At 45.1% G+C, this 14127-nt stretch carries 7 protein-coding genes; 3 read left to right on the top strand and 4 right to left on the bottom strand.

What is annotated here, in order from left to right; all coding sequences use genetic code 11:
* Positions 1-37 precede the first annotated feature (37 nt).
* From ACSQ8O_RS05420 to ACSQ8O_RS05405, 4 genes are all read right to left on the bottom strand, one after another.
* Complete coding sequence (locus ACSQ8O_RS05420; protein ID WP_436240745.1) at positions 38-916, bottom strand: carbohydrate ABC transporter permease; 879 nt, start codon at positions 914-916, stop codon at positions 38-40.
* Between the two features lies 1 nt (position 917).
* Positions 918-1910, bottom strand: a complete 993-nt coding sequence (locus ACSQ8O_RS05415; RefSeq protein ID WP_436241948.1) for an ABC transporter permease — start codon at positions 1908-1910, stop codon at positions 918-920.
* 202 nt (positions 1911-2112) lie between these two features.
* The gene (locus ACSQ8O_RS05410; protein WP_436240744.1) at positions 2113-4425 is read right to left on the bottom strand and encodes an AraC family transcriptional regulator; all 2313 of its coding nucleotides are present in this window, start codon (positions 4423-4425) and stop codon (positions 2113-2115) included.
* A gap of 139 nt (positions 4426-4564) precedes the next feature.
* The gene (locus tag ACSQ8O_RS05405) at positions 4565-8491 is read right to left on the bottom strand and encodes a polysaccharide lyase family 8 super-sandwich domain-containing protein (RefSeq protein ID WP_436240743.1); all 3927 of its coding nucleotides are present in this window, start codon (positions 8489-8491) and stop codon (positions 4565-4567) included.
* 321 nt (positions 8492-8812) lie between these two features.
* Between ACSQ8O_RS05405 and ACSQ8O_RS05400 the strand changes: the two genes are divergently transcribed.
* From ACSQ8O_RS05400 to ACSQ8O_RS05390, 3 genes are all read left to right on the top strand, one after another.
* Positions 8813-9412 (top strand): TetR/AcrR family transcriptional regulator, encoded by a 600-nt coding sequence (locus ACSQ8O_RS05400; RefSeq protein WP_436240742.1) that lies wholly within the window; start codon positions 8813-8815, stop codon positions 9410-9412.
* Between the two features lie 63 nt (positions 9413-9475).
* Positions 9476-10876, top strand: coding sequence for an MFS transporter (locus tag ACSQ8O_RS05395; protein ID WP_436240741.1), 1401 nt, complete (start codon positions 9476-9478; stop codon positions 10874-10876).
* Between the two features lie 101 nt (positions 10877-10977).
* On the top strand, positions 10978-14109 hold the full coding sequence (locus ACSQ8O_RS05390; RefSeq protein ID WP_436240740.1) for a S8 family peptidase: 3132 nt from the start codon (positions 10978-10980) through the stop codon (positions 14107-14109).
* The last annotated feature ends 18 nt before the right edge of the window (positions 14110-14127 follow it).

Genomic DNA, 14127 nt, shown 5'->3' with positions numbered 1-14127 from the left:
CTTCCCTGCCTGTATCACCCCTCTCCGTACAGTTCTCTCACCCCTTCACGGAACCAACCATCATACCCTTAACGAAATATTTCTGTAAGAACGGATACACCATGACAATCGGTAAGGAGGAGATTACAACGGCAGCCATCTTGATCACCTGTGGCGGCACGGTACGTTCACTTTCCAACATAGCAGCCATCGAAGGATCAGCCATTTGCGATGCAGAAATGAGCAGCATTTGAAGGAGTACCTGCAACGGACGCAAGCTGTCACTATTGATGTAAAGTACGCCACTAAAGTACGTGTTCCAATACGCTACAGCGTAGAATAACCCGAAAGCGGCAAGGGCTGAGACAGAGATCGGCAGCATAATGCGAAAGAATACGCCGATATCCGAGCATCCATCCATTTTGGCAGCTTCCTCTAATTCATCAGGAATTTCCTGGTAAAAGTTTTTCATTAAGAATACGTACCAAGCACTTGTCAATGCTGGCAAAATAAGAGCCCAAATGGAATCCATTAAACCAAGACTATCCACGAGCAAGTAATTCGGAATCATGCCCGGATTGAACAACATAGTCATGAGTATCGCAACAAGGAAGAACTTCTTCCCTTTCAAGCGTTTACGAGAAAGCACATAGGCTAGCGCACTTGTAACAATTAAGCTTAGTAAGGTACCGAACACAGCGAGTATTCCGCTTATCCCCATCGCATGAACGAATGCGTTCGTGGAGAAGATGTATTCATATGCAGACAAGCTCCATTTCTCAGGAATCAGAACTAAAGACTTCGTCAGATACTCGGTTGGATCGGTAAATGAAATGATCACAACGTAAATGAAAGGCAGTAATGTAACAAGTCCAATTATCGTTAATACCGTATAGTTTAGGACATTAAATATCTTGGAACCTATGTGATTATCCATATTAGTAAAGTCCCTCCTCCCCGAACTTCTTGGCTACACGGTTTGCTGAAACAACCAGAATGAGTCCTACAACTGATTTAAACAACCCAGCAACCGTGGCATAGCTGAACCGACCTTGTTGAATACCAACGCGGTAGGCATACGTATCAAATACATCAGCCACCTGCGATACAGGTCCGCTTGCCATAAGGAATATTTGTTCAAAGCCGACATCCATGACTTGACCTAAACGTAGGATTAACAAAACAATAATCGTGCTTTTAATACCGGGAATCGTAACATTCCTCATCTGCTGCCATCTTGTCGCACCATCAATTTGTGCTGCTTCATACAACTCTGAGTTAATCCCTGCAAGGGCAGCCAGGAAAATGATCGTCCCCCAACCCGCTTCCTTCCAGATACTTTGAGCCGTGAGCATGGCCCAGAAATAATTGGGCTCCGATAGGAATTCAATCTTGTGCCCACCGAACTCAACGATTAATTGATTAATAACCCCACTGCTTTGACCCAATATTAGGAAGCAAATACCGACGATGATAACCCATGATAAGAAATGGGGCAAATAGATGACCGTTTGTACGAATTTCTTAAAGGGTAAACTCTTCACCTCATTCAGCAATAAGGAAACCACAATGGGAATGGGGAAGAAAAACACGATATTTAGAAGCGAGATCGCCATCGTATTTCGAAACAACAACATAAAATCGGGATTCGTGAAAAACTCATGAAAGTATTTCAATCCAACCCATTCGCTACCCCAGAAACCTAAATATGGAGAGTAATTTTGAAAAGCAAGCAATAATCCCCATAACGGTACATACTTGAATATGAGGAAAAATAGTAATCCTGGCGCTGCCAATAGATATAGATATTTGTCACGCTTTAGCGCGACCTGCCACTCGTGTACCCATGATTTCTTAGATGTCTTTCTTTCTTCGAGTCCACTCGGGATTACTTTCTGAATTTGTTCCACTTGACTATGTGACAATGTCATCACCTCTCATTATTACGTTGGCATCTCGTTGTTTTGCTTGAAATGATCGTACCTGATCGTAAGTCCTAGGAACAATGACCAATTCTTATTCACGCTTTTCCCTCAAGACAAAAAAAGAGAAACCCCGTAACTACGCGGTTTCTCTTCCTATTTTCCTCATTTTTCGCTTCATAATGAATCCATATAACGATTTTTGGGCATTCTAATTTTCCTCGTCTGATCCACGGAATTGACCTGGTGTCACACCCATTTGCTTTTTAAATACCCGAATAAAGTTCTTCATCTGATACCCAACTCGCTCAGCCACATCGGAAACCGATAAATCGGTCGTACGAAGCAACTCAATGGATTTCTCAATCCTTACCTTTGTCAAATATTCAATAAAGGAGAGATCCTTTTTCTTTTTGAACAACTTGCTTAAATATTGCGGACTCAATCCACAAATTTGTGCACATTGATCCAACGATAAATCAAAATGATAGTTCTCCTCCATGTACCGAACCACTTTCGCAATTAACTGCTCATGCTCCTGATGCTGCTTGCCATGCACATAAGCAACAATGGGCTCGACCAATTGCTCTTTAAACCAGGCATTCAGTTCGTATGTCGTACTGATATTGCGGATATGAAGATACGGATCTTCATTCGACTCGCCAAATAATTGAGCTGTATCCAATCCGAGCATGTAGGCCGTGCGAATCGCAGCAGTTAGCAGTCGATAATACGACATTTGAATGAGCTCAGGCTTTTGAATCGCAGCACCCATCGATTTGGCAAACTCATCCATCATCCTGACTGCTTCATCACGGTCACCAAGCTGCAGCGAATTCTCAAAATGAGTTTCGATTTCCAACGGATACCGATAATGCATGTCGGAATGACTTTTACCACTCGTATGGGCTATGACTTGATTCCCGCCAACAATGATACGAGAACGAACCGCAAGCAACGCCTCTTCGTATAATTCAGGCAACTCGCTAATTTGCTCGCTTTTTCCACTAAGCCCAATCGTAACCTGCAGATGCAAATAGTCAGATACAAGCAGCCGCAATCTCTCGGCAAATTGTTTGATGTCGGACTCATCGTCTTCCGCTTGCAGCGGATCCCTATACAGCCAAACAGCAACCTGATCATTCAGCAGATTGATGCCTATACCTTCCATCTCATGGGATTGTATAAGTTCACTTGCTATATTTTTCACAGCAAATACAATTAACTCACGGTCATTTTCTTGGAAACGCACCTTGCCTTCCGACTGCAAATCGAAAGCAATCACGATTACGATGCTTTCCTTATCTGCAGGCACGTTATACCTCCGAAGCATGGCGGCAAGTTGATCCTCGGAATAATAGAGGAATCGCCCTTGCAAGAGCTGCAAAGCAAAGATTTCACGAATAAGCGGCAACTGGTCACTAAGCTGCTGCTGCATGTCATTTGCCGTACTACTGAGTTCCGCCCATCGTTTATGCACGAATCCCACTTCATCGGTTTCCACTTCATCCGTTTGTCCGTCTTTTACATAAGCGACAAGATTCTGAATAGGGCGATAAACACGACGTGTGCCCCAAAGCGTTATGAGTGCTCCTAACACCAAGCATATGAGAACAATGATCAGTGTGATTAATTTGATCCCATTGGACTTCGCATTCAATTGATCGATCGGAACCATATTGATATATTGCCATTTATTTAAAGATGAAGTAATCGGGGTCACCATATATTCGGTTCCCTTAAAGGCGAACTGGAAACGCTGTTCGGAACCCTGTTGAGCAACGCGATCAAATAATCCTGGAGGAACATCACTCCCCCCCATCGAGGTAACTAGTGCTCCCTTTTCGTCCAAAATGAACATTTGTTCACCTTTATAGCTTATAAAACGTTTCATAATGTTTTTAAAGAGATCTTCATTAATACGAATAAACATGAGCCCGATGGGCTGTTTAGCAAGTAGTGGCAATTTGGCAACTAACGTAACGCCATTGTCGTTATAGCCAGGTAAGGAAGGGTAGGGTCCGCTTACCCATTTGAGCTGATCATCCACAGCAAGCTCTTTAAGGAGCGCCTCACGTTCCCCCATGCCCTCAATTCGTCTCCCCCCATAAATCGGAGAGATCAAATAGCCTTCATCCGGCACGTACACTGCAACATCGCTAGCTTCTTTGTTACCATTGATGAGTGCAGATAATTCACGTGAAATCCCTGAGTAAAAACCCGTGTAATTCGTGCTCTTCAATTCCACCAAATTGGAACTAAAAAATGAACCTAGCAACATTTGGATCGCATTGTTTTGCAAGCGATCTAACGTGGAATCAATGGTTGAGGATACGTTATTTAAGATCCGAACATTCGATTGATTCACTTCACTTTGTACAGCGGAGGCTGAATATAAATAACTCCCTATCCCAACGACGAGAACGGGAATAATGGCAGCAAACAAGGATAGGGTCACCATATTGCGAAAGATCGTTTTGCGTCGGAAAAAACGCTTCCACAAATTCGTAAGTATTTTGCGCATGGCAATCACCTCATTCATTGAATAATGAGCATTTTAATCGGTTATACCTATAAAATCAAGTCTTCAAGGGAATAAAGATCACCCGACTTCGTCTTACAGACAAAGTCGGGTGATCTTTGTTTCCAGGAACTTGTTCAACTTATGACTTTAAAAAGGCAATAGCGTTTAACAGCCTCTCAGCAAAAGCTGCTTCAATCTTTTTACCTGATTGCGCACGAATGTGATTTTCTAACGCATTGAATGCATTCTGATCTTGTGTCTGATTCAAATGCTTTTGAAGGACATCAATCATGACTAGCAAGCTGTTATATACGCCTTGGTTAGTAATCCAGCCCTGCTGGAATGCATACCTTACCAATTCATCCAAGTGATCTGCATCCATCATTACTTTTAGCGTGTACGCTGATCTTGTTACGTTCCCCGCTGTATCCGTTGCCGTAACGACTACAGGAAGATCGCCAATTGTCAGACTTAAAGGACTGAACGTGTACGGGAGGCTTACTGCATTACCGTTCAATTGAAGCGACTTCCCTGCTATTCCACTAACAGGATCGGAAATATCGAAATTCAGGCTGCCACCAGTCGTCCAGTAAACAACCATCGAAACGGTTGGAACGATGCTGGGAGCCGATGCATCGATTTTCACAATCGCTGTTTGGACCGACTCTTGATTGCCGGCATTATCCACGCTGTAATATTGGATTTCATGTACGCCATCTTCAGTGATCGTAACCGCGTTCCCTTCCGTAAACGTGCCGTTGGCCAGTCTATAGAACGTCTTCTGCACGCCACTGCCCCCATCGTGGGCAGTCAATGTCACAGTCTGGGCATTGCGCTGCCAATCTGGCTTTGCATTATCTGTCGTAATTGGAGCTGTCGCATCCTTCTTGAACGTTACGACGTGCGTTTTGCCTACTGAACCTGCTACGTTAATCTGGAGCTTTAACGTTGGCAACGTTTGTACAATCGTAACCGTATCATCACTGCGTACAAGCGATAATGCAGCCTTGTTCAGCTCCAGCGTAATCGTGCTTTGCTTTTGTGTTGGATCGGATACCGCTATGTTTAACTCGGATTCGTTTTCCTTCACCATGACAGATGAAGGATTAAGTGCTGTAATAAAATCAACTGTACCTGGATTCCAGAAATTCGCTGCGGTAATACCAAGCTTCTTCTCTCTAACCGCATGTACATCTGTCGTATTGCTTAACACTTCAACATCGGGCGCATTGCTATAAAGCAGAGTAGCCGCAGTGTCTTTATGTGGCAGCATCACGTATGAATACGCGGCATTCGAAGGCGTTGCCCCATGTTCAAAGGCCAGGCTCATGTAATTCCGAGTGATTGGCGTCGCCGATTGACCGCTGTTAATGTCGCTCCATTTGCCAGTTCGGGCCTCGCGCAGTCCATAAACGTTTGCAGTTTCTGGGAAATAATAACCAATGTCAGCTCCTGGCATATTTCCAGCCAAATGGACCCACTTCACGTTCTCCATGTTTTCCGACCAACCAAGCTGGCTTGTTTTGGCCGCTCCATTCACGGTGAGTACATTATCACCCGCATCACTCAACTTGCGGTTATCTATGATCGTTTCTACAGGCTGTGGTCCAGCACTGGTACTTGAAATACCTGCACCCAAGGCAACGATTTCATCATCGAACATAAACCACGACTTTTTGCCTTGCAGGTCGCTTCCCGTCACTTTGCTCAAGGAAAAGTCCATGCCTGACGCGCCGTACAGCCCATCGATCGTCGATCCTCCTACCCACTCTTTCGCGTTCATGTACGAGGTCCATTCACCTGGCGTCATGCCTTTGCCAGAGCCATTTGTTGTCGTGCCTGGTAGACGAAACGAATCTACAGTCGGCCAGAAATCATTGCGATATTGGCCTAGATCTTGATCGTAAAGGTACGTCATACCGATCCCCGTATACCAACCTTTTAAATTCTCGTTATTGCCTTTTTCAAATGCCGAGATCCGATTAGAGAACATGCTGATACCGAAACCATATCCCTCACGTAAATGAACAACCCGATCCATACCAGCAAATACTTGGTTTTTCAGCAATTCACCTCTAGGCTGAATCGAGGCATCGTTTAATAGATTTTTGACGAGACTCAAATCGTAAACAGACAAGCCATCGAAATAATTGGTATATGTCGTATCGGACAAAATCCACTCCATCGCCATTCGCTTGATGGATAACGCCACATCCGCTGGCGCCCCTTCGGCTAAACGAAGCAACGTTGTAATCGTGCCTCTGGCACTGCCTGAAGCTTGCCTCGACATGCCTCTGCCATTAACCATATCCATATAGAGACCTTTATAAATCACCGGCTCAAACGTATCTGACACCCATTTGTAAACGTTGTTGACGTTAGGATCGGTTACTGGCCAAGGGGATCCGTTCAACAAGAACGTCATATCTGCGGCTCGGCTTAGCCAAACTGCTCCGTATCCCGCCGTATACGCAATATTGGTGTGTTGAACAAGGGAACCGTCATCATAAACACCGTCCCCATGATCGGTGTAAGCAAATTCTGGCCCCATCACATCGCGTCCTTGTATAATCTTTGCACTGTTTTTCCCGATTACCCCCCGAACCGTTACAACCAATGCTTTATCAAGCAGATTAGCACCCGTCATTTTGGTTCCTTTGACACCAAGAACGGAGCCAACTTTCGGATCTGGACAAAATTTATCAATCGGCTTGATAAACTTGGTGATCTGCCCCTGAGTCAATTGCCCGTACATGAGCACGATGAGATCATTTAAGGTTTGCGGGACCCCAATCTCCCAATCCCACCAATTGCCATAAGGACTCTTGTTTTCGTTATATCGGTTCGTATACATCCATTCCATAGCGCTCACGATATCATCCCGCAGCAAAGTGCTTTGATACAAAGGAGTCCCTGGCATGGAATAAGCTAAGGCCATCGTTTTTAAACGACCGTAGGCGGTGCTAATCTGGCTCGAATCTGTTGTGCTCGTCAAATCGCTCCATAGATAGGTCCGATTTCCAGCTTTGTTCAAGCGATCCCACAAGCCCGTTTGATCTGCATTGGATACACTGTCCGCCAGTTTAGACAGGTTAGCGGCCATATCTGGATCTGCAGGATTGAACAGGGCACCGCCTGTTAGCTTGTCGTTCCATTTCTGTCGAAGCGCATTGTACGATGCTGCCATTTCTGCTGATTCCACGTTGATTGTACATTGTGCTGAAATCGTCCCATCTGGTGTCGCAACTGTAATAGTTGCCGTCCCAACCCCTACGGCCGTCACATTTCCATTGCTGTCCACGGTGACTGCACCTGGATTGCTTGACGTCCACATCACCGTTCTGTCCACGGCGTTCATCGGAGTGAGCACCGCTGTGAGCGTAGTCGTTGTATCTTTTGTCATGGATATCGCGCTTGGGTCCAAAGCAATTCCTGTTACGCCGTTATATTCCTCCAGACTTACTTCATCGAACCATACTTTCCCCATACCTGTCTCCAGAAATGGTTCGATGACCAATTTGGTTGCATTCGTTGGAATTGTCATAAAAACCTGTTGCATCTTCCAATCGTTCGTACCTAACAATTTTGGGGTTGAAGGACCATCACCCACTTTGCTTGCGTTATAAAATTGTGTTCTGAAGTATGCACCTGTACCTGTCACATTCTCCGTTTTCAACCACATTTTTAATCGATAAGATTTCCCCGCGGTCACCGGCGTTACCGTCTGATTAATGGAGACTCTGCTTGTTGCAAATGCATCTATTAATACCGACTTACTTCCCTCATGTGCCGTCGCCATGTCCAGCGTGACATTGACGGTTTTGTTCGGGGCCTTCCCGCTTCCAGTAGGAATCCATAGCCCCCAACCCACAGGAGCATTCACGCTGCTCCAATTAGCATCCGTGGCCGTTGTCGCCTGTTCGAAACTTCCGTTCGTCATTAAATTCACCGCAGCGGCTTCCGCCTGATTGGTTGCGCTTTCATAAAATGGAACAGATGAGGCAACCACACTAAAAAGCAAATTAGCAGCTAGTAGCATACTGACTTTCTTTTTGATCTTCTTCATCAATTCATCCTCCCGATCTCATTCTATCCAGCTCTTGCACAACTCCGATCGTACCTGACTGGTTCTTCTGTGACAATGACCAATTATTGCTGACCAAATCTCCGGAGACCAAAAAAAGAGAACCCCGCTGTTACAGGCTTCTCTACCGATTCGATGCACTTTTTTTAACACATTAGCATCCTTCATATCCAATTTTGAGCATTCTCGTTTTCACCGTCTACCTGTTAGTAAGTCTAATCTAAAATCGTCATTGACTTTAACCTCTAACCCATTTATCATAAATGTCAGTGAGTACTGACATCGATTCGGAAGAGGGATACCATGGACGACAGCAGTAGCAGCAAGCTGGGTAGCAGCGATAAACTTCTATTAGCCGCGCTTCATTTAATCGCAGAAAAAGGCTATAACGGCGTAACGACGCTGGAAATTGCCACCGCGGCTGGCCTTAGTGAGAAGACCTTATTTCGCCATTTTGGCACGAAACAGAAGCTTCTAGAGGCTGCCTTCGATCGCTATCATTATGCGGAAGAGATGAAGAAACTGTTTGCCGAGAAGCTCGTCTGGGATTTGGAGAGGGATCTTCTTCTCGTTTGCACGACCTACCATGAGATTATGAATAGGAATCGGAAAATGATTCAGATCTCCCTCAAAGAAGATGAGGGTCAATTACCCGGCTTTCGCGCTCGTACCCAGAAGCATCCGCAACAGCTGCTCGAGATCTTGACGAACTATTTCATTGAAATGTCCGAAAAAGGGAAAATCGTCACAACGAATCCTGAGTTGCATGCCTTTACCTTCATTATGATGCATTTTGGAGCTTTCATGAATGATCTTGATGCTCAAAAAAGCTATCCCGGCATTACCTTAGCACCCTTCGTGCAAGAGAGTATCCAGTTATTTGCTAGGGCTTTACGGCCCTAGTTTTTTTCTCACCCGCATGACAGTAAGTACTGACAGTCTTTTTTTGAAAGGAAGTGCCCTCTTATGGCAACCAAAGCACCACTCCAAACCGCTGACAAATTAATGCGTGTGCTCATGTTCACCATGACCTTATCCATGATGAGCGGCGTTATGTTTAACATAGCCCTCCCAAAAATCAGTAAAGAATTTGTGCTGACGATAGCCCAAGTAAGCTGGTTATCTTCTGCTTATATCATGATTTACGCCATTGGCGCTGTCACATATGGAAAGCTCGCTGATCGCTACAGGTTAAAAGATTTAGTCACCTTCGGTCTTCTTTTGTTTGCGCTAGGCTCCTTGATCGGTCTGACTTCGCAAACATTTGGCATAGCGCTGGTCGGCCGATGCTTACAAGCCGCTGGTGCCGCCGTCATTCCGGCGATTGCCATGATTATCCCGTTACGTTACTTCGCTCCCGAGCGAAGAGGAGCAGCACTTGGCATGACAGCTGTCGGTTTAGCTTTTGGTAATGCACTTGGGCCTGTGATTGCAGCTCTCATTATAAGCACACTACACTGGCGTTGGTTGTTCGCTGTATCTCTCGTTGTGCTGGTCGCTCTTCCCTTTTACCGCAAATACCTAGGCAATGAACAGCCCGTAAGTTCAAGCAAGTTCGACTGGATTGGCGGCGGTTTGCTAGGCATCACAATTGCTTTACTGCTGCTCAGCGTAACGAACGGCTTCTGGCTTTTACTCGGCGCACTGCTCGTTCTTGGATTATTCATGGTGCGTATTCGTACCGCGGGTGAGCCATTTATTGCACCGAAGCTATTTCAAAACCGAAAATACACACTCGGGCTTACCCTCTCGTTCCTCATTAGCGGAAGCTGCTGCTCGCTCTATGTACTTAGTCCCTTACTGTTAACGGATGTTCAACAGCTGCCTTCCGTATGGATTGGCTTTGCCTTGGTTCCTGCCGCTGCTGCGTCTGCCCTATTTGGCCGCAGAGGTGGCAAGCTCGCCGATGCCAAAGGCAACTCGTACGTTGCTTACATTGCTTCCAGCTTATTGTTAGCCTGCTTCCTTCTGCTTGCCACATTTACTGGCAGCTCACCGCTGCTTATTGCCGTTTTCCTGGTTCTTGGCAATGTGGGTCAGTCCTTCATCGTCATTGCGGTGAATAATTCCGTTTCCCGAACACTTCCGGCGGATCAGGTCGGCGTGGGGATGGGCATGTTGTCGATGGCCAATTTCATTGGGCAGGGTATCGCCATCGGTCTATATAGTAAGTCCGTCGATCTAGGTTCGGCTTCGATGACTAGCTGGAATCCACTTTTCAGCCACGGATCTGGCATTATTTTTAGCAATATCTATGTCGTGTTGCTCGGTTCACAGCTTGTTATTCTCGGTCTATATTATATGTCGTTCGGCAGACAGAAACGTCGAGTAACTGCGACTCAACCAAGTGTTTTATCGAATATTTAGAACTCGTCGACAAATTCCGACAAAACCCCACGCTCTCTACATGTAAAATATGAAATGGATCTTTAATTTCGTATTCATATTACATTTATTAGGGGGAAGTCATGGTTCTGCATAAACGAAAGTTACTTCTTGTACTCGTCTCGCTCTTTACCGTCTTCAATCTTTCACTTGGAACACTCGGCTATGCTCAAGAACCGAATGAACTAAACAGCACATCCACTGCGCCTTCCTTCAATGAGAACGACATCGTTCCCGGAAAGGTGCTTGTGAAATACAAACAGCAGCCTGCTGCTAACGGCATACAGGCCTTGTCCGCACGCTCAGCTTCTTCATGGACAACGGTTAACTTCAGCGACGAACAATCCGTCTCGGATAAGCTCGCTGAGCTTCAAAAGGATTCGAATGTGGAGTATGCGGAGCCGGTTTATAAGGTGCATTTGATTTCGACGGATGTATCACCCACTGTCTCACAATCAGTCTATTCTGGAACGGAGACATATAAGCGGACTTGGGGGAAGCTTGCGTCACACGTTGATCAAATGGGTACCTACTCCAACTTCACTCAGAATCAGAATGTCAAAGTAGCAGTTATAGATACTGGTATAGATATGACACATCCAGCTCTACAAAGTGCTATTATCCAAGGTCAAGGTTACGACTTTGTAAATAATGATAACAATGCTCAAGACGATAATGGTCACGGCACACACGTTTCAGGGATTATTGCAGCGCAGTCTTATGGCGGCGCCGATGTAGGTATCGCTCATGGCGTCCAGATCATGCCACTTAAAGTTCTTGATAGCAGTGGTGGTGGAGATACTAGCTATTTGTACCAAGCCTTCCAACACGTGCTCACCCATCCAGTTGATGTGATCAATTTGAGTTTGGGCAGTTATGGAAACAGTAAAGCTTTGCATGACATAATTAAAATAATCCATGATCAAGGTACTGTAATTGTTTCAGCCGCTGGTAACGACAGTAACAATTGGAAGAAAGACGAAATAGGGCAATACTCTACTCAACCTTGGGATACTTCAGATACACACCGTACTGCCTATTTTACAAGCTATCCAGCAGCCTATGAAGAAGTTATAAGCGTTGGTGCTGTAGCCCAACTTTCTGATCTAAGCTTTGCAATTGCAGATTTCTCTAATTTAGGCAAAATAGATGTCGTCGCCCCCGGCGTTAATATCTATAGTACAATTATTGGCGGCAGCTATGATTATAAGTCAGGAACATCCATGGCTACACCTTTTGTTACAGGACTTGCTGCTTTACTGAAAGCAGCTAATCAAGATCTTGAAGCAGAAGACATACGTCTCATTTTTCAGACTTCCGCACAACCAACCGCTCTACAATCTTTGCAGGCGAATACCTATGAACCATCCAGCCACTATCCATATAACTATGTTTCGCAAACGATGGCTTACGGCGACGGGCTTATTAATGGCATCCGTGCGTTTGAAGTGCCAAGGCTAAAAATCACACCTGCTGTTGTGAATTTTCCGACAAACACTACCGTCAGCTATGACTTTAAACTGTTTAATGTTCAGAATACAGTCGTCAATGTCACCTATTCAGTATACCTAGAAGCCAAGGCCTTTAATGAATTGACAGATGATAGAGAGAGAGATACCAAGTATGCATTTGTTGCACCGGCTTGGGATCACCTTCAAACGGGTGAAAAAAGACTAACAGCCACGATTGCAAATAGCAATCCTGTGCATGATTTTTATTTATACGGGACTTGGGAGGAGCCTGCTCCATCTGGAGGCGTCTATTCCCACCGTTCGAATTCATTTACTTTCTACAATCCACCTACTTCTCCTGTGGTAAGCTTACAGACTGGTACTTATCGGGGAGCACAAACCGTTTCAATCACCACACCGTATACGGAGGGTAAGATTTTCTATAGGTTGCAGTTAAATGATAAATCTGTATCCGAATCGACGCTACCAATAACGGGTGGAAAGATAATAATAACTCAGGATACACAGTTAACTGTAGCAACCTACCATAATAACGTATTTAGTCGTGATGTTGTCACTCAGTACACGATTACCCCTGCAGGTGGTGGTGGCGGCGGCGGCGGTGGCGGCGGCAGCTCACAACAACCTCCCTTCCTCAATGCCGATGGGAAAATGGTCTATGAATTCAAACCCGCACACGTTGATTTATTAATATTATTAAATAAAGCTTTGTCAGACTTAACCCTTGATGCCACAACGAAGGAAAATGTGGATGTCCTCTCCGTCGAGATGGACGCTGACATTGTTCAAAAAGCTTCGCAAATGAACAGACCGATCGTTATCGCGGCAAATGATATCAACATGCAGATTCCGCCAAATGCTTGGCCGATCAAGCTTTCCACTGGCAAGATCCTATTTACATCAAGCAAAACCAATACATCCATCTCAAATTTCACATCAGCATCTGCTATTTATGATTTCTCGGTAACCGAGGATGGGTCGAAAATCAGTACATTCGCTTCACCTGTGAAAGTTACGATTCCTTTTGATACGAAAAAGGTTAAAGATGTTCATAAACTAAACGTCTATGTTTACGATGAGGCACAAGGTGCTTGGACGCCAATCGACGGTACCCTCAATGCGGATGGCACCATGACGGCTTCACTTGCCCATTTCTCCAAATATGCCGTTCTTGAGAAGCAGAACGATACGATCCTTAAGGACATTAAGGACCATTGGGCACAAAAAGAAATTGAAAACTTGGCTGGCAAAGGGATCATCGATGGCATCGATCAAGACTCCTTCCAACCTGATACTACATTAACAAGAGCACAATTCGTCACCATTATCGCTAAAGCGTTAAAATTACAACAAAGTGATCAAGCCTCCCTGTTCCAAGATGTATCAGAGGATGCTTGGTATCGGAATTCCGTCTATGCCGCCTATTCTGCGGGTATTATCAGCGGCATGAGCGAGCAAACCTTTGTTCCTGATGCGCCTATCACGCGAGAGCAAATGGCCCTAACTATGGTCAATGCTTATTTACATGCAACAGGTAAAAAGCTTGCAGATATCGTCACCACACAAGAGATCAAATATGCCGACGAAGGCACGATTAGTACATGGGCTAGATCCTACGTCCGAATCGCTTCTGCCTTAGGTCTACTCAGCGGAACAACAGGAGGACAATTCGCTCCTGCGGATAATGCTTCTAGAGCCCAGGCAGCGGTTGTGATTTACCGACTGTTGGACAAAGTACAATAAGTTAAATGAATAACAAAC

It is taken from the genome of Paenibacillus sp. LjRoot56, from assembly GCF_964253335.1.
In the GTDB taxonomy this organism is placed as follows: domain Bacteria; phylum Bacillota; class Bacilli; order Paenibacillales; family NBRC-103111; genus Paenibacillus_E; species Paenibacillus_E allorhizoplanae.
This window is presented reverse-complemented; position numbering and strand designations above follow the sequence as displayed.

Bases quoted from the DNA above. Each gene is read 5' to 3' on its own strand.
- ACSQ8O_RS05415 (WP_436241948.1), bottom strand. From the start codon at position 1,910: ATGACATTGTCACATAGTCAAGTGGAACAAATTCAGAAAGTAATCCCG.
- ACSQ8O_RS05420 (WP_436240745.1), bottom strand. From the start codon at position 916: ATGGATAATCACATAGGTTCCAAGATATTTAATGTCCTAAACTATACG.
- ACSQ8O_RS05395 (WP_436240741.1), top strand. From the start codon at position 9,476: ATGGCAACCAAAGCACCACTCCAAACCGCTGACAAATTAATGCGTGTG.
- ACSQ8O_RS05390 (WP_436240740.1), top strand. From the start codon at position 10,978: ATGGTTCTGCATAAACGAAAGTTACTTCTTGTACTCGTCTCGCTCTTT.
- ACSQ8O_RS05410 (WP_436240744.1), bottom strand. From the start codon at position 4,425: ATGCGCAAAATACTTACGAATTTGTGGAAGCGTTTTTTCCGACGCAAA.
- ACSQ8O_RS05400 (WP_436240742.1), top strand. From the start codon at position 8,813: ATGGACGACAGCAGTAGCAGCAAGCTGGGTAGCAGCGATAAACTTCTA.
- ACSQ8O_RS05405 (WP_436240743.1), bottom strand. From the start codon at position 8,491: ATGAAGAAGATCAAAAAGAAAGTCAGTATGCTACTAGCTGCTAATTTG.